The sequence below is a fragment of the Pseudomonas sp. LBUM1646 genome, assembly GCF_059716165.1.
Map to the genome: position 1 here is coordinate 1,310,489 of NZ_CP166810.1, position 16,213 is coordinate 1,326,701.

Here is a 16,213-nt window from a genome sequence, read left to right on the forward strand (position 1 = left end):
AGGCTTAAGCGGCGATGCGCAGGTTTTGCAGAACGATCGGGCGCGCCCAGCCGTTATCGAAATCGAGTTGTTTCTGTTGCTCCACCAATTCGTCGGGCGAGAACGGCGGGAACGGTTTGTCCAGCAGGTGCAGTTCGAACTCGGCGATGGGCAGATGCAGCGGACGCGGTTGCGGCGCCGGGCCGGCTTCCGGGACAGGTTGGCCAGCAGTGAGCACGATCGGGCGGACCCAGCCGCTTTCAAAATTCTGCTGTTGTTGCTGGGCGACGATTTCTTCCGGTGGGAACGGCGGGAAGGGTTTGTCGGCCAAGTCCATTTCGAACTCGGCAATCGGCAGGAACAGCGGCTCTGGCGGCTTGACCTGGGTTTCTGTCACATCGCACTCACGCTGGGACACGATGTGCGCGTAGAGCTCGCTGCCGACGGTCGGTTCGACCGGGCTCTCCAGATCCACCGGTGGAAAAGTCCCGCACGCCGGCACCACATCGCTCGACTGTTCGGCCAGGGCCTGGGCAAAAAAATCTTGCCACAGGTGACTGACGCCGCTCAGTGCTTGGGAGTTTCGCAGGCCATAATCGCCATGACGCGATAGGTAGCCTACGGATGTGGTTTGAATGTCTGACATTTTTCTCGGTCGACGCTCAGCTCTGGCAAAATGCTCGATAGTTTTGTTATCGGACGTTTTTTGCCGATCATTAATTTTTTGAGCACCTTTTCCCATGATTGAACAACCCGCGGCCTGCCGCATCCATGTCGAGGCCTCGTCCCCGGCGTTTCAGCCACAGGCCGAGCAATGGGCCGAGCGCCTGGGCTTGCCCCTGCAGGTGGATGATGGCGAGTTTGCCTTGCAGGTGGGCGAACAGGGTTTGCAGCTGCAACAATTGGGGCCTGACGCACCGGGGCCGGTGCGGGTGGACTTCGTCGAGGGCGGCGCAGCCCATCGTCGGTTGTTCGGCGGCGGCACCGGGCAGATGATCGCCAAAGCTGTCGGCATCGCCCAAGGCGTGCGCCCACGGGTGCTGGACGCCACGGCGGGGCTGGGCAAGGATGCGTTCGTGTTGGCGAGCCTGGGCTGCGAGATGAGCCTGATCGAGCGTCAGCCGCTGATCGGCGCGTTGCTGGAGGATGGCCTGGCCCGTGGCGCGGAAGATTTCGACGTAGCGCCAATCGTCGCGCGGATGCGCTTGCTCAAGGGCAATTCGATTGAAGTGATGCGCAATTGGGAAGGGGAGCCGCCGCAGGTGATCTACCTCGACCCGATGTTCCCGCACCGTGAGAAAACTGCGCTGGTGAAGAAGGAAATGCGCCTGTTTCGCCCGCTGGTGGGCGATGACCCGGATGCGCCGGCACTGCTCGAAGCGGCGTTGGCCCTGGCCAGCCATCGGGTGGTGGTCAAGCGCCCGCGCAAGGCGCCGTGCATTGCGGGGCCCAAACCCAGTCATGCGCTGGATGGGAAATCCAGTCGGTATGACATTTACCCGAAGAAAGCGCTCAAGCCCTGATTCAACACTGATCGTTCCCACGCTCTGCGTGGGAATGCAGCCCGGGACGCTCCGCGTCCCTGCCGAAGCTGACGCGGAACGTCCATTGAGGCATTCCCACGCAGAGCGTGGGAACGATCATCAGGCTGTCTCAGACCTGTAAGCCCGCATAAACAACCCCACCACTTCCCGCACGTGGCTTTCCGCCGCCTCGCCAATCAACGGCTCACCGCAGCCGTACAACAACCGGAAATTCCCCGCCCCCTTGAGCAGGCAAAAGAAATGCTCGGCTGCATTGCGCGGTTTATCGATGCTCAGTGCGCCGGTCTGATCGATCCGGCTCAGCAACCGCTCCATGCCATTGAGCATGCGCTCTGGCCCGGCCTCGAAAAAAATCAGCGAGAGTTTCGGGTCCTGGCTACCCAGGCTCATCATCAAACGATGCAGATTCACCGATTCGTCGCTGTTGATCAGCTGATGAAAGCCACGGGCGATGTTCAGCAGCACGGTTTCCACCGTGATGCCATCCGGCAACTCGAAAAACAGCGGCGGCAGTTGCTCTTCGCACTTGGCCACCACGGCGGCGGAGAACAGCGTCTCCTTGTCGTTGAAATGGCTATAGACCGTCAGCTTCGACACCCCGGCCTCGGCCGCCACGGCGTCCATGCTGGTGCTCGCATAACCATTACTCAGGAACAGAATTTTCGCCGCGTCGAGGATGGCCTGGCGCTTGGCCAGATCCTTGGGACGGCCCGGGCCGTTGGATGCTGAAAGATTGTTCGACATTCTTCGCTTTAATACTGGACTGGTGAGTTTGCTATTAATAACATACCGGCAAGTATAATTATTCCAAGCACCATTAGCGAAAGGTCCTTCACCATGTTCCGCTATGCCTTGCCCCTCGCGTTGCCAGTCAGTCTGGCTTTTTTGTTGTCGGCGTGCGGTCACGACGAGGCGCCGCAAGTCAGCGTGCGACCGGCCATGGTGGTGCACCCCGAGCCTTCGGCCCAGGCGATGGAAAGCTATCCCGGTGAAGTTCGCGCCCGCTATGAGCCGGACCTGGCGTTTCGCATCGGCGGCAAAGTCAGCCGACGACTGGTCGAGGAAGGCCAGCGGGTCAAGGCCGATCAGCCTTTGGCCGAACTCGATCCCCAGGACGTGCGCCTGCAACTGGAAGCCACCCGCGCTCAAGTCACCGCCGCCGAGGCCAATCTGAACCTGGTCCGCGCCGAGCGTGATCGCTACAAGACCCTGATGGACCGTCAGATGGTGAGTAAGTCTGCGTACGACAATTCCGAAAACCTTTACCGATCCGGTGAAGCGCGCCTCAAACAAATCAAAGCCGAATTCAACGTATCGACCAATCAGGCCAGTTACGCGGTGCTGCGTGCGCCGCAGGATGGGGTGGTGGCCAAGCGTGCAGTCGAAGTTGGCCAGGTGGTCGCCGCCGGGCAAACCGTATTTACCCTCGCCACCGATGGCGAGCGCGAAGTGTTGATCAGTCTGCCGGAGCAAAGCTTCGGCCGTTTCAAGGTCGATCAGCCGGTGTCGGTAGAGCTCTGGACCCAACCTGATCAACGTTTTACCGGGCGTATCCGTGAACTGTCGCCCGCCGCCGATCCAAAATCCCGGACCTTCGCTGCGCGCATTGCCTTCACCTCCGGCAAAGTCCCGGCTGAACTCGGCCAAAGCGCCCGGGTGTTTATCCAGACCGCCGCCGTGGTGTCGCTGGCAGTGCCGCTGTCAGCCGTTACCGCAGAAAACGGTGCCACTTACGTATGGGTGGTCGGCGCCAACAATACGTTGAAGAAAGTCCCGGTTCGGGTGGGTGCCTTCGGTGAGAAAACCGTGCCGGTGCTCGAAGGGTTGAACGCCAGCGACTGGGTGGTGGCCGCCGGTGTCCATGTGCTTCACGACGGGCAGCAAGTGCGCCCGGTGGATCGCTCCAACCGCGTGGTCAATCTGGCGGACAAGGAGTAATCCCCGATGGGTTTCAATCTTTCCGAATGGGCGCTGCGCAACCGCCAGATCGTACTGTTCCTGATGCTTTTGCTGGCGATTGTCGGCGCGCTTTCCTACACCAAGCTCGGCCAAAGCGAAGACCCGCCGTTCACCTTCAAGGCCATGGTCATTCGCACCAACTGGCCGGGGGCCACGGCCCAGGAAGTCTCACGCCAGGTCACCGAGCGCATTGAAAAGAAGCTGATGGAAACCGGCGAGTACGAGCGCATCGTTTCGTTCTCTCGTCCGGGAGAATCCCAAGTGACGTTTGTCGCTCGTGACTCCATGCATTCCGCGCAGATTCCGGAGCTCTGGTATCAGGTCCGGAAAAAGATCAGCGATATCCGCCAGACCTTGCCGCCGGGCATTCAGGGCCCGTTTTTCAACGATGAGTTCGGCACTACTTTCGGCAACATCTACGCCCTGACCGGCGACGGTTTCGACTACGCGGTGCTCAAGGATTACGCCGATCGCATCCAGATTCAGCTGCAGCGGGTCAAGGATGTGGGCAAGGTCGACCTGCTCGGCTTGCAGGACGAGAAGATCTGGATCGAACTGTCCAACGTCAAACTCGCCACCCTCGGCTTGCCGCTGGCAGCCGTGCAGCAGGCGCTTGAGGAGCAGAACGCGGTGTCGACTGCCGGGTTCTTCGAAACCAGCAGCGAGCGTTTGCAGCTACGGGTTACCGGGAATTTTCAGACAGTTGATCAGATAAAAAGCTTCCCGATTAGGGTCGGTGATCGTACGTTCCGCATCGCCGATGTGGCAGACGTGCGTCGAGGTTTCAACGATCCACCGGCGCCACGCATGCGCTTCATGGCCGAAGACGCCATCGGCCTCGCCGTGGCGATGAAGGACGGCGGCGACATTCTGGTGCTGGGCAAGGCCTTGGAAGTCGAGTTCGACCGCATCCAGAAAAATCTCCCTGCCGGTATGCAACTGCGCAAAGTCTCGGACCAGCCCGCTGCGGTGAAAACCGGCGTTGGCGAATTCGTTCAGGTGCTGGTGGAGGCTCTGGCGATTGTCTTGCTGGTGAGCTTTTTCTCCCTCGGCGTGCGCACCGGCATGGTGGTGGCGCTGGCCATTCCGCTGGTGCTGGCGATGACCTTCGCCTGCATGTATTACCTCGGCATCGGTCTGCACAAGATTTCCCTCGGTGCGCTGGTGCTGGCCCTGGGGTTGCTGGTGGACGACGCGATCATCGCCGTGGAAATGATGGCGATCAAAATGGAGCAGGGCTTCGACCGGATCAAGGCCGCCAGCTATGCCTGGACCAGCACAGCGTTCCCGATGCTCACCGGTACGCTGATCACCGCTGCCGGATTCTTGCCGATCGCCACGGCGCAGTCGGGAACCGGCGAATACACCCGCTCAATCTTCCAGGTGGTGACCATCGCGCTGCTGGCGTCGTGGATTGCCGCTGTGGTGTTTGTGCCGTACCTGGGAGAAAAACTCCTGCCGGACCTGGCGAAGATTCACGCAGCCAAACACGGCACCGCTGACGGTCAGACCGACCCTTACGGCACGCCGTTCTATCAACGGGTTCGGCGCTTGGTGGAGTGGTGCGTGCGCTGGCGCAAGACCGTGATCGTGTTGACCGTGGTGTTGTTCATCGCCTCGATCGTGCTGTTCCGCTTTGTGCCGCAGCAGTTCTTCCCCGCCTCGGGTCGTCTGGAATTGATGGTCGATCTGAAACTGGCTGAAGGCGCGTCCCTGAGCAACACCACCGACGAGGTTAAACGCCTTGAAGGTCTATTGAAGGATCACGCCGGCATCGACAATTACGTGGCTTACGCCGGCACCGGTTCGCCGCGATTTTACCTACCGCTGGATCAGCAACTGCCTGCGGCGAGTTTCGCCCAGTTTGTCGTCCTGGCGAAAACCATCGAAGAGCGCGAAACCCTGCGCACCTGGCTGATCGAAACCCTTAATGAACAATTTCCGGCCTTGCGTTCGCGGGTCACGCGCCTGGAAAACGGTCCACCGGTTGGCTATCCAGTGCAGTTCCGCGTCACCGGCGAGCACATCGAAGAGGTCCGCGCTCTGGCCCGCAAAGTCGCGGCCAAGGTTCGCGAAAATCCCCACGTGGTCAACGTCCATCTGGACTGGGAAGAACCGAGCAAAGTCGTGTACCTGAACGTCGATCAGGACCGCGCCAGGGCACTCGGCGTCAGCACCGCCAACCTGTCGAAGTTTTTGCAAAGCTCCCTGACCGGCTCCAGCGTCAGCCAGTACCGCGAAGACAACGAGTTGATCGAAATCCTCCTGCGCGGCACCGTGCATGAACGCACCGAACTGTCGCTGTTACCGAGCCTGGCGGTGCCCACCGACAACGGCAAAAGCGTTGCGCTGTCGCAGATCGCGACCCTGGAATATGGCTTTGAAGAAGGCATCATCTGGCACCGCAATCGTCTGCCTAACGTGACGATTCGCGCCGACATCTACGGCAAGGAACAACCGGCGACCCTGGTGCAGCAGATCATGCCGACCCTCGACCCGGTTCGCGCCGAATTGCCGGACGGCTACTTGCTGGAAGTCGGCGGCACCGTGGAAGACTCGGCCCGCGGGCAGAACTCGGTGAAGGCCGGTGTGCCACTGTTCATCGTCGTGGTGCTGACGTTGCTGATGCTGCAACTGCGCAGTTTCTCACGCACGGTGATGGTGTTTCTGACAGCGCCATTGGGTTTGATCGGCGTGACTTTGTTCCTGATGGTGTTCCGCCAGCCATTTGGTTTCGTCGCCATGCTCGGGACCATCGCCTTGTCCGGGATGATCATGCGCAACTCGGTGATCCTGGTGGATCAGATCGAACAGGACATCGCCGCCGGGCTCAAACCGTGGCAAGCGATCATCGAAGCCACAGTGCGGCGCTTCCGGCCAATTGTGCTGACGGCACTCGCCGCGGTGCTGGCGATGATCCCGCTGTCACGCAGCGTGTTCTTCGGGCCGATGGCCGTGGCGATCATGGGCGGGTTGATCGTGGCGACGGCGTTGACGTTGCTGTTCCTGCCGGCACTGTATGCAGCGTGGTTCAGGATCAAAAAGGAATAGACCTGATCACCCCGCAGGCTGCGATCTTGATCGTTCCCACGCTCTGCGAGGGAATGCCGCCATGCACGCTCTGCGTCCGCTTCAAAAGTGATGCAGAGCGTCACGGGATGCATTCCCACGCGGAGCGTGGGAACGATCAACAGAGGGTTTACAGCGTACCGAAGACTTTCTTGGCCAAACTGGTCGCCGCAGCTGCCGGGTTCTGGCGGATGGTTTCTTCCTGCTTGCCGATCATCTCGAACAATCCGTTCAGCGCCTGCTCGGTCACGTAGCTTTCGATGTTGGCGCTCTTCGCATCCACCACGCCCAGCGTTGCGGCTTGGCCGGCGAACGAGTTGTACTGTTTGGCCAGACCGACCTGGTCAGTGGCTTGCTTGACGATCGGCAGGAACTTGGCGCGGATCTGTTCGCGGCTGGACTTGTCCAGGTACTGGGTGGCCGAGTCCTTGCCGCCGCTGAGAATGCCCTTGGCATCGGCCACGCTCATTTTCTTCACGGCATCCACCAGGATCGGCTGGGCCTGGGTCACGGCGGTTTCCGCCGCTTTGTTCATGCTGGTTTCCAGTTGATCGACCTGGGCGCCCATGCCGAAGGCTTTCATCTTGCTGGCGACCTTGCCCAGTTTGCCAGGCAGCTCAATCTTCACGTCCGGGTTGTTGCTGAAACCGCCCGGCGTACCGAGTTGTTTAACGGCCAGTTGCGCGCCTTGGGTCAGGGCGTCTTTCAGGCCGCCAGTGGCGTCTTGTTGCGACAGGTCGCTGAGGGACAGCGCGAGAGCACTGGCGGAAATCATCAAGCCTGCGCACAGGCCGGCGAAGCGAAGGGTAGGGCGGAGCATGGCGGCTTCCTTGTACGGAGAAGGGAAATTAGCGGACGGCGTCGACGCGGATTTTCAGCGGTTGCGGGTCGTTGCCATCGAGTTGCACAGCATGGTTTTCGGTGGTGATGAACATCAGCTCACCGTTCACTTCGATGCGCGCGCTGACCGAATAACGGTGGCCAGGTTTGACCTGTGCCGGGTCGTAGCTCAGATGAAACGGCAGCGGCACCTGGCCTTTGACCGGACCTTTCTGCTCGTCGAGGACCACGGCCGGTGCGTCGGCCAGGGACACGTCCTGCAGGCTGACGCTCAAGGTGGCGCTGGGCGGCAGGGCGATACGTTGCAGGTAGAACACTTCGCCATCGAGGCTGGTTTTAGCGGCGGGGTGCATGGATTGGCAAGCTCCCAGCAAAGCGGTCATGGCCAATAGAGAGAGTTTTTTCATCGGAGATCTCCGTATCGAAGGCGCCAGAAATAGCCTGGCGCCTGTAGGGGATTTAATCAGCCTGCGTCGGAGTGACGACCTGATCTGCCGCATCTTCACTGCGATGCAACGCCACCTGACGGATCGACAAGCGAATCTCCGCCGGTAATACGCGCTTCGCCGCGCCTTCCGCCAGTTCACCGAGCAACTCGTGATAGCTCAGCTTGCCGGCTTCATCGCGCTTGAGTACGTCGAGATCGAGCAGGGTCTGGATGAAGTGGCGGAACAGGCTCTTGTCGAAGAATTCCGGGGCGTTCAGGCCATGGAGGATCGACAGGCGCTGGGCCATGACCGTGCACAAGTCTTCCAGTTCTTCGGCGCTGACGCTGTTCTGGCCGCTGTTGAGCAGCAAGGACACAGTCATGTAGAAGCGTTGCAGGGTCTGGGCGATGCTTTTCGACAGCAGGGTCAGCAGCACGAAATGCCGCGAGCTTGGCGCCGGACGCAGGTACACATCGTTCTCGAAACGCAGCAGGCCTTGCTCGACAAAGGCTTCGAGCCATTGATCGACCACGGCCTCCAGTTCATCCATGGACCAGCGAATGAACAGTTCCGATTGCAGGTACGGATACAGCGCGCGGGTATAGCGCAGGATCTGTTCGCGGCTCATGCGCGAGGCGCTCTGGAAGAAACTCGCCAGCAGCGCCGGCAACGCGAAGATGTGCAAAACGTTGTTGCGGTAGTAGGTCATGAGGACGGCGTTCTGCTCGTCCAGATACAGAATCTTGCCCAGGGCATCGCTCTGCTCGGACAGCAGGTCCATGTCCTTCACATGTTCGATCAGCGCCCGACCGTCACCTTCCGGTAACGTGGTGTGCGGCGAGTACGGAACCTTGCGCAACAGCGCCAGGTACAAATCGAGTACCCGCGCCATCGCGCGATCGTCCAGAGCCAGTCGGCTGGTGGACAGCAGCGCCAAAGCCACGAGGTTCACCGGATTGATCGCGGCCGCTTCGTTCAAATGCTGCGCAACTTTCTCCCCTAGACGGTTAGTGGTTTCGTTGAGCCAGGCCGGTTTGAACTGCGGGCCGAGTTCCTGTTGGCGCCAATCCGGCTGCTCGCTGTCGAGGAATTCCGCCAGTTTGATCGGTTCGCCGAAGTTCACTGCCACTTGGCCGAAGCGCTGCTTGAGGGCGCCGATGACTTTGAAGATGTCGAAGATCGACTCTTTCTTCTTGCTCGCGCCACGCAGTTCGCCGAGGTAAGTCCGGCCTTCCAGGACACGCTCATAGCCGATGTACACCGGGATAAACACGATGGGCATGCGCGACGAACGCAGGAAGCTGCGCAGGGTGATCGCCAGCATCCCGGTTTTCGGTTGCAGCATGCGCCCGGTGCGCGAACGGCCGCCTTCGACGAAGTACTCGACCGGGAAGCCTTTGGTGAACAATGTGTGCAGGTATTCGTTGAACACCGAGGTATAGAGCGGGTTGCCCTTGAAGGTGCGGCGCATGAAAAACGCACCGCCACGGCGCAATAGGCTGCCGATCACCGGCATGTTCAGGTTGATCCCGGCGGCGATGTGCGGCGGGGTCAGGCCGTTGCGGAACAGCAGATACGAAAGCAGCAGGTAATCGATGTGGCTGCGGTGGCAGGGCACGTAGATGACTTCGTGACCCTGTGCGACGTTCTGCACGCCTTCGATGTGGTTGACCTTGATCCCGTCGTAGATCTTGTTCCAGAACCAGCTCAGCACCACTTCCAGAAAACGGATCGCGGTGTAGGTGTAGTCGGAGGCGATCTCGTTGCCGTAGCGCAGGGCCTGGGCCTTGGCTTTCTCCGGGGAGATGTTTTCGCGCTCGGCTTCATCGAGAATCGCTTGCTTGACCAACGGCTGATTGAGCAAGCCTTTGACCAGGTTGCGACGGTGGGAAATGTCCGGGCCGATGACGGCGGCTTTGAGGTTGCGGAAGTGCACCCGCAGAATCCGCTGGGCCATGCGCACGGTGCGTTCGTGGCCCTTGTTGTGCTCGATCAGTTCGCGCAGATGGATCGGCGCCGAGAACTGTACGCGGGTCTTGCGCCCCAGCACGATGATGCTCAGCAACCGGCGCAAACGCCCGGTGACCGCCCAGCTGTCGGCGAACAACAGCTTCCACGGGCTCGACTCGCTGTCCGGCGACTGGCCCCAGAACACGCTGACCGGAATGATCTGCGCATCTTCGGCGGCATTCTGGCTCAGGGCACTGACCAGTCGGGTCAGGGTCGGCGGCGCGCCGCGTTTGTCCTGGCGGCCTAGCCAATCGGGCTCGGGTGTCAGGTAAAAGAACGCGGCAGGCTCTAGCAGATTACCTACCGAAACCGGCAGCACCGGGCGTGGTAGGCCGGCCTTGGTGCACTCGGCGTCGACCACGGCCAGGTCGGTCAGTGAAGGGTTTTGCAGGACGTAGAACACCGGACGGCTGCGGTCGAGGTTGAGGGTAAAGGACGACTGGTTGATCGTCTCCGAGCGAACCCAGAGGTACAACAGTCGGCGCAGGGTGCCAAACACAAGACGACGGAACGGGGAGCGGGTCATACGGCTTCTGCGTGAGTGAATAAAACCGAGCAAATGCTCGGGCGGCCGATAGTGTGCCGGATTCATCGAAAATCGGCAAAAAAGCGCTCAAGTAATCTTGAGTTGAGAGTTTTGGTGCCTGTCATATACTCGACCGCTCAAAATAAAAAGAAGAGGGACTGATACATGGCAACGCGCGAAACCGGCAGTGTGAAGTGGTTCAACGACGCCAAGGGCTACGGCTTTATTCAGCGCGAGGACGGGGTGGACGTGTTCGTGCACTACCGCGCGATCCGTGGCGAAGGCCACCGTTCGTTGGCTGAAGGCCAGCAGGTTGAATACGCCGTGGTGACGGGGGAGAAGGGTTTGCAGGCTGAGGATGTGGTGGGGTTGTAAACCCACTCTCTAGATCGTTCCCACGCTCTGCGTGGGAATGCAGCACGGGACGCTCTGCGTCCCTTTCACAGCCGAACGCGGAGCGTCCGTTGAGGCATTCCCACGCAGAGCGTGGGAACGATCGGTGTCAGGCGGTTTTCCAGGTGATCTCTTCTTCGCCATCAACGCTGATGCGCATCCAGCGATCCGCCGACTCTTCACCTTCTTCCTCGACCCACGTACCCGGCGCGCAACGCACTTCGACGTTCAGCGCGGCAAAGGCGGCGCGGGCGCAGGCGATATCGTCTTCCCACGGGGTCTGGTCGCTGTCCAGGAACAGGCTGTTCCACTTGCCGACAGCTTTCGGCAGCCAGGTCACGGGCACGTTGCCGGCCTTGCACTTGTAAGTCTGGCCCTTCTTGACCCATTCACTGCACTGGCCCAACGCTTCGCTAAGCCAGTCGGCGACGGCTTTGTAGTCGACGTCAGCGTCTTTCAGGTAAATCTCGATATCGGGTTGGCGCATGGATGTCCTCACTGCGGTCTTGAAAAATCCATTCGCGGATTTAGCCGGCCTCAAGCTGTTGCTCAAGACCAAAAATTATTGAAGTACAAAGTAATCGTAACGCATCGACACAGTGACCTCGAACGGCTCGACCTGTTCGATGACGGCCGCGCGGCGTTCGGCACTGGCGCGCCAGCCGTGGGGGGTCATGGCCAACAGGTTGGCACGATCCTGACCACTTTCCAGTATCAGTTCGAATTCCAGGGTTTCGCTGTGCGCCAGCGCCATGCCTTCCGGCACCAGGGCCAAATGCTTGTCGTCGGTGTATTCACGAACTTCGTCATACAGCCGTTCGCGCAATTCCATCAGGTGGCCGCTGGTCGGCCCGACTTTCATCAAGCCGCCGCCAGGGCTGAGCAAGCGTTTGGCTTCTTCCCAGTCCAACGGGCTGAAGACACTGGCGAGGAACTGGCAACTGCCGGACGCCAATGGCACCCGCGCCATGCTGGCGATCAACCAGGTCAGTGCCGGATTGCGTTTGCAGGCGCGTTTGACCGCTTCCCGGGAAATGTCCAGCGCGTAGCCATCGGCATTCGGCAAGGCTTCGGCGATTTGCGCGGTGTAGTAACCCTCGCCACACCCGATGTCGAGCCAACGCTGGGGCGCGTACTGCGCCGCCAGTTCCGCCAGGCGCTTGGCCACCGGCGCGTAATGGCCGGCGTTCAAGAAGTCGCGACGGGCCTCGACCATCGCCAGGTTATCCCCAGGGTCGCGGCTATTCTTGTGCTGCACCGGCAGCAGGTTCAGGTAACCCTGGCGCGCGCGGTCGAAACGATGCCCGGCGGGGCAAGCCACGCCGTTGTCCACCGCGTTCAGCGGTTCGCTGCAGATCGGGCAGGCCAGCATCAGGCGAGCAACTTGATCAGGGTCTGGTAATAGATTTCGGTCAGCACATCGAGGTCGGCGGCCAGCACGCGCTCGTTGACCTGGTGGATCGTCGCGTTGACCGGCCCCAGTTCAACCACTTGGGTGCCCATGGTCGCGATGAAGCGCCCGTCAGAGGTGCCACCACTGGTGGAGGCCTTGGTTTCGCGACCGGTGATGTCCTTGATGCTCGACGCGACGGCATCCAGCAAAGCGCCCGGCTCGGTGAGGAACGGCAGGCCCGACAGCGCCCAATCCACGTGCCAGTCCAGGCCATGCTTGTCGAGGATATCGGCCACACGTTTCTGCAGGCCTTCGACGGTGGATTCGGTGGAGAAGCGGAAGTTGAACACCGCCACCAAGTCACCTGGAATCACATTGGTCGCGCCGGTGCCGGAGTTCACGTTGGAAATCTGGAAACTGGTCGGCGGGAAGAAGTCGTTGCCGTGGTCCCAATGCTCTGCGGCCAGTTCAGCCAGCGCCGGGGCGGCGAGGTGGATCGGGTTTTTCGCCAGGTGCGGATAGGCTACGTGACCCTGAATACCGCGTACGGTCAGCTTGGCGCCGAGGGAGCCGCGACGGCCATTCTTGACCACGTCACCGACCAGGGTGGTGCTCGACGGTTCGCCGACGATGCACCAGTCCAGACGCTCTTTACGGGCGGCGAGGCGTTCGATCACAGCCTTGGTGCCGTGGTGCGCCGGGCCTTCTTCGTCGCTGGTGATCAGGAAAGCGACTTTGCCCTTGTGATCCGGGTAGTCGGTAACGAAACGCTCGGCGGCTACGGTCATGGAGGCGAGGCTGCCTTTCATGTCCGCCGCGCCACGACCGCACAACATGCCGTGTTCGTCGATCAGCGCGTTGAACGGGTCGATCTGCCAAGCCGTGACAGGACCGGTCGGGACCACGTCGGTGTGGCCGGCGAAGCACAGCACCGGGCCGTCGTGTTTGCCGTGGGTGGCCCAGAAGTTATCCACATCTTCGATGCGCATTGGTTCAAGCATGAAACCGGCATCGCCCAGGCGCTGCATCATCTGCTTCTGGCAATCGGCGTCGACCGGCGTCACGGACGGACGGCGGATCAGGTCGATGGCGAGTTGAAGGGTCGGCGAAAGGTCGGCGTGGGCCGTCATGGAAAACTCCGGAAGCTAATTGTGTAGGAGCAAGGCTTGCCCGCGATGAACGATGATGGGGTCTTTCTGTTACACCGAGTCGCATCAATCGCGAGCAAGCTTTGCTCCTACAGGAATTGGTGCTGGGCGCGCAAAATGGCGGTTATCTTAAAGCAAAACGGCGGCCATTGGCCGCCGTTTAGTGCATCTGTACTGATTTAGACAGCCGGTGCAGGCTCAGGCTCGGCAACCGGTTTCGGCAGCGAAGACAGGAACGCCATGATCAGCGCCGCCAGGTACGGCAACGACTGTACCAGCAACATGATCACCCAGAAGCGCATGTCGTTGCTCGGCAAACCGTTCACCAGGAAGATCCCCAGCGCCGCGCCCCACAACAGCAGCATGATGAACATCTCTTCACGAGCCTCCGAAATCGCCACCCAGAAGCCGTGGTTATCGGCATTTTTCGGTGTACGGAAGAACGGAATGCTGCTGGTGAAGAAGCCGTACAGCACGGCTTTGGCGATGGTGTGCGACAACGCCAGCCCGGCCAGTGCCGCGCAGAACGCATCCTTCAGGTTGACCCCGACCGCACGGCGGTACAGGAAAATGATCTTACCCACCTTGAACACGAACAGCGCCAAAGGCGGGATCGCGAAAATCAACAGCGGTGGATCGACCCGTTGCGGCACGATGATCATCGCCGCAGACCACAACAGGGCGCCGACGGTGAAGAAAATATTCATGCCGTCCGCGACCCACGGCAACCAGCCCGCGAGGAAGTGGTAACGCTGGCCACGGGTCAGCTCGGTGTCCTTGCCGCGCAGCAAACTGGCAGTGTGACGCTTGATGATCTGAATCGCGCCATAGGCCCAGCGGAAACGCTGTTTCTTGAAGTCGATAAAGGTATCGGGCATCAGGCCTTTGCCGTAGCTGGTGTGGTAATACGCCGCCGACAAGCCTTTTTCAAACACCCGCAGACCCAACTCGGCGTCTTCACAGATGCACCAGTCGGCCCAGCCGAGTTCCTCGAGCACCGAGCGACGGGTCATGGTCATGGTGCCGTGCTGGATGATCGCGTCACGGTCGTTACGGGTGACCATGCCGATGTGGAAGAAGCCTTTGTATTCGGCATAGCAGAGCTTCTTGAAGGTGCTTTCGTTCTGGTCGCGATAATCCTGTGGCGACTGCACCACGGCGATTTTCGGGTCGGCGAAGTGCGGCACCATATGCTTGAGCCAGTTCGGGTCGACGCAGTAGTCCGAGTCGATCACCGCAATCACTTCGGCATCCTTGGCGGTGTGCGGAATCAGGTAATTCAGCGCGCCACCCTTGAAACCGGCCAACGGGGCGACGTGGAAGAACCTGAAGCGCGGGCCGAGGGTTTCACAGTAATCGCGCACCGGTTCCCAGACCGCCGGGTCCTTGGTGTTGTTGTCGATGATCAGGACTTCGAAGTCCGGATAGTCGAGGTTGGCCAGGGCGTTGAGGGTCTGTTTGACCATCTCCGGCGGCTCGTTGTAGCACGGTACGTGAATCGACACTTTCGGTCGGTAGTCCGAATCACCTTCGACCGGCAGGAATTCTCGCCGGCGCTTGTGGGTCCAGACCGCTTCGGCCAGTTCGTGGGCTTCGGTCAGCAATACGATAAACACCCCGAGCGCACCGAGGGCGAGCAAAAAGCCCACCGTCAGGCTGAACCAGGTGCTGTATTGCTGGCTGTAGTCGTAACCGATCCACACCAGAACCGAACCGCACAAGAACGCGATGAAGGTCAGGAAGGTGCGGCCACGTTGGCGCAGGGCCGAGCCGTCGATCATCAGCAAAGTCAGGGACAGCAAGGCCAGCACCGCCGAGCCGATCGCCAGCACCCGCCATTGCGGGATCGCGACCACCGGGCCTTCGAAGTTGAATTTCTGCTGGCGTGCGGCGTTGAACACGCCCCAATACGCGCCTACCGAGCCTTCGTCGCTGGCCTTCCACGGCTGGTCAAACGCTTCGATCACGAAGTAGTTGAAGCCCTGACGGTTCAGCTTGTTGACCAATGTCCGCAGGTAGATCGCCTGATCTGCCGGGCTCGCGTCGGTGCCACCACGCATGCGGCCGTTGCTCGGCCAGCCAACCTCCGAGAGCAGCAGCGGTTTTTTCGGGAACATCTTTTTCAGGTCCCGGGCACGGTCGAGGACGAACTGACCGGCCTTGTCCACCGGGATGAATTCCCAATAAGGCAGAACGTGCGCGGCGATCAGGTCGACGTGCTTGGCCAGTTCCGGGTGTTCTTCCCAGACGTGCCATTGCTCGGACGTGGTCACCGGCACTTTCACGGCGGCGCGGACCCGGTCGAGGATGACGCTCAGCTCGGCGGCGGTAATTTCCTTACGGAAGATCGCCTCGTTGCCTACAACCACCCGAACCACGCTGCGGGAAGTGTTGGCCAGTTCGATGGCGCGCAGGATCTCGCGCTCGTTGCGTTCCTGGTCCGGGCTGATCCAGATACCCAGGGTCACCCGCAGGCCGAACTCTTCCGCCAGTTTGGGGATGTCCTCCAGCGTGCCGTCGACCGAGTAGGTACGGATGTTGTCCGTCAGCTTGCTCATGATCTCCAGGTCGCGACGCATTTCATCGTCGTTCGGGAATTGGTCTTTCTGTGGGTACTGGCCTTGTTGAAACGGCGAGTAGGAAAAACCGGAGATCTGTTCAGGCCAGTTGGGGGCGGTGACCGGGCGGTTGATCAACGCCCAGAAGCCAGTAAACAAGGCAGCGATGGCGAGCACCACGACCAGGTTGAGTCCAAATTTACGCGATGACATAGCTTTTTCGGGTTCCAGAGGCTGTGGAACGAAGGAACGGTCGGCATGCTGCCAAGGGGCGCGCATCCTACACCGTGCTTTCCCTTACCGTACAGCAGGCGGGGAAAAGCCTCACATTTGGCACTCAAGTTTGTCTTAAGTTCTTACACTTGT

13 protein-coding genes are annotated in these 16,213 nt (G+C 60.5%); 4 read left to right on the forward strand and 9 right to left on the reverse strand.

Annotated features, from left to right (window positions below):
* Positions 1 to 4: 4 nt before the first annotated feature.
* Positions 5 to 625 carry an energy transducer TonB gene (locus ACA071_RS05705; protein WP_497643503.1) on the reverse strand — a complete coding sequence of 207 codons (621 nt, stop codon included), beginning with the start codon at positions 623 to 625 and terminating at the stop codon, positions 5 to 7.
* A 94-nt stretch (positions 626 to 719) separates the two neighbouring features.
* On the opposite strand from ACA071_RS05705, the gene ACA071_RS05710 reads away from it, so the two are divergent.
* A complete protein-coding gene (locus tag ACA071_RS05710) occupies positions 720 to 1,502 on the forward strand; it encodes a class I SAM-dependent methyltransferase (RefSeq protein WP_497643504.1) in 783 nt (260 codons plus the stop codon).
* A gap of 120 nt (positions 1,503 to 1,622) precedes the next feature.
* Here the strand turns inward: ACA071_RS05710 and ACA071_RS05715 are convergent, their stop codons facing one another.
* The gene (locus tag ACA071_RS05715; RefSeq protein ID WP_497643505.1) at positions 1,623 to 2,267 is read right to left on the reverse strand and encodes a TetR/AcrR family transcriptional regulator; all 645 of its coding nucleotides are present in this window, start codon (positions 2,265 to 2,267) and stop codon (positions 1,623 to 1,625) included.
* 93 nt (positions 2,268 to 2,360) lie between these two features.
* On the opposite strand from ACA071_RS05715, the gene ACA071_RS05720 reads away from it, so the two are divergent.
* Together ACA071_RS05720 and ACA071_RS05725 are read left to right on the forward strand one after the other, a co-directional pair.
* Complete coding sequence (locus ACA071_RS05720) at positions 2,361 to 3,461, forward strand: efflux RND transporter periplasmic adaptor subunit (protein WP_497643506.1); 1,101 nt, start codon at positions 2,361 to 2,363, stop codon at positions 3,459 to 3,461.
* A 6-nt stretch (positions 3,462 to 3,467) separates the two neighbouring features.
* Positions 3,468 to 6,533, forward strand: a complete 3,066-nt coding sequence (locus tag ACA071_RS05725; protein ID WP_497643507.1) for an efflux RND transporter permease subunit — start codon at positions 3,468 to 3,470, stop codon at positions 6,531 to 6,533.
* A gap of 148 nt (positions 6,534 to 6,681) precedes the next feature.
* Here the strand turns inward: ACA071_RS05725 and ACA071_RS05730 are convergent, their stop codons facing one another.
* The 3 genes from ACA071_RS05730 to plsB are packed head-to-tail and all read right to left on the reverse strand — an operon-like array spanning position 6,682 to position 10,355.
* Positions 6,682 to 7,371, reverse strand: a complete 690-nt coding sequence (locus ACA071_RS05730) for a DUF4197 domain-containing protein (RefSeq protein WP_169371412.1) — start codon at positions 7,369 to 7,371, stop codon at positions 6,682 to 6,684.
* A gap of 28 nt (positions 7,372 to 7,399) precedes the next feature.
* Positions 7,400 to 7,798 (reverse strand): YbaY family lipoprotein, encoded by a 399-nt coding sequence (locus ACA071_RS05735; RefSeq protein ID WP_497643508.1) that lies wholly within the window; start codon positions 7,796 to 7,798, stop codon positions 7,400 to 7,402.
* 52 nt (positions 7,799 to 7,850) lie between these two features.
* On the reverse strand, positions 7,851 to 10,355 hold the full coding sequence (gene plsB, locus ACA071_RS05740; RefSeq protein ID WP_497643509.1) for a glycerol-3-phosphate 1-O-acyltransferase PlsB: 2,505 nt from the start codon (positions 10,353 to 10,355) through the stop codon (positions 7,851 to 7,853).
* A 165-nt stretch (positions 10,356 to 10,520) separates the two neighbouring features.
* On the opposite strand from plsB, the gene ACA071_RS05745 reads away from it, so the two are divergent.
* Positions 10,521 to 10,730, forward strand: coding sequence for a cold-shock protein (locus tag ACA071_RS05745; protein WP_123405723.1), 210 nt, complete (start codon positions 10,521 to 10,523; stop codon positions 10,728 to 10,730).
* 127 nt (positions 10,731 to 10,857) lie between these two features.
* Here ACA071_RS05745 and ACA071_RS05750 read toward each other — a convergent pair whose 3' ends face one another.
* The 4 genes from ACA071_RS05750 to ACA071_RS05765 form a co-directional block, all read right to left on the reverse strand.
* Positions 10,858 to 11,235: a hypothetical protein gene (locus ACA071_RS05750; RefSeq protein WP_497643510.1), complete on the reverse strand. Its 378-nt coding sequence runs from the start codon at positions 11,233 to 11,235 to the stop codon at positions 10,858 to 10,860.
* 75 nt (positions 11,236 to 11,310) lie between these two features.
* The gene (locus ACA071_RS05755) at positions 11,311 to 12,120 is read right to left on the reverse strand and encodes a putative RNA methyltransferase (RefSeq protein WP_497643511.1); all 810 of its coding nucleotides are present in this window, start codon (positions 12,118 to 12,120) and stop codon (positions 11,311 to 11,313) included.
* Entirely contained in the window at positions 12,120 to 13,271 is a 1,152-nt protein-coding gene (gene dapE / locus ACA071_RS05760) for a succinyl-diaminopimelate desuccinylase (RefSeq protein ID WP_497643512.1), read from the reverse strand. The genes ACA071_RS05755 and dapE overlap by 1 nt, the downstream gene beginning before the upstream one ends.
* 197 nt (positions 13,272 to 13,468) lie before the next feature.
* On the reverse strand, positions 13,469 to 16,060 hold the full coding sequence (locus tag ACA071_RS05765; protein WP_497643513.1) for a glycosyltransferase: 2,592 nt from the start codon (positions 16,058 to 16,060) through the stop codon (positions 13,469 to 13,471).
* Positions 16,061 to 16,213 lie beyond the last annotated feature (153 nt).